Raw genomic sequence first — 838 nt, 5'->3', positions numbered from 1 at the left:
AAACAAAATTTATACTATGATCAGTATTTTTTGTTGTGCATTCGGTAAAAGCTTTATTCAGTCTTATAGAGGCTTTTATACACTTCTTGAAGGTTAAAAATAGGGCTACGATGAGTTGCTGTAAGCCGATTTTACTATTGAATAATCTTCTTAAATTATAGGCCAATGCGATGAGTCCAAAATCTGCAGAAGCTGCCTTGATGCCCCTTTTGGTCATGATATGATCAAAGCCCCATTGCCGCTTCATAGTGCCATAGGGATGCTCGACCAGCGCCTGCCTCTTTTTATAAAGCTCTCCGCTTTGTTCGACCCGCTTGGCGTTGCCTTGGATGTTCTGGGTAAATTGAGTGCGCTGTATAATCTTACCGTTAGCTTTGGCCGTGGTACACTTGCTGCGTACCGGGCATTCCTTACAGGCCTTGGTCTTGTATTGTTTAAACGTATAGTTGCGGGCTTTGTACCAGGAGCCATTGCTGTATAAAGTATTTCCCTGGGGGCAAGTATAGGCGTCATCATCAGGATTATAAATGAAGTTTTCAGCATTGTATTTAGGATCTGGCGCCTGACTTTTACGTCCAATGGCCGGAATGGCCACCAGGGTATCGATACCTAGACTATCGGCAATATGGAACTCGCTCCCGGTATGATAGCCTTTATCATAGAGTGCAGTAAAGGAATTTGATCGTAAAATGGACTTGGCTCTTCTGAGCATGAAGCCCATTGCTTTTTTATCATTCTGATTGGTGAGTTTATAATCGATCAGTAACTTATGTTTGGCATCTACGGTAGTTTGCGCGGTGTAGCAGACCTCGGTAACGGTTCCCCTTACAATTTGATG

The 838-nt window shown here is 43.1% G+C and carries 1 protein-coding gene; it reads right to left on the bottom strand.

All coding sequences use genetic code 11. The features are described 5' to 3' along the window. A partial coding sequence (locus IIF7_RS20630) for a transposase (protein WP_245801695.1) occupies nucleotides 1–838 on the bottom strand: 838 nt, incomplete at both ends.

This window comes from Zunongwangia atlantica 22II14-10F7, from assembly GCF_002094855.1.
GTDB lineage: Bacteria > Bacteroidota > Bacteroidia > Flavobacteriales > Flavobacteriaceae > Zunongwangia > Zunongwangia atlantica.
The sequence above is the reverse complement of the archived record's forward strand: the minus strand, read 5'-3'. Positions and strand labels throughout refer to the sequence as shown.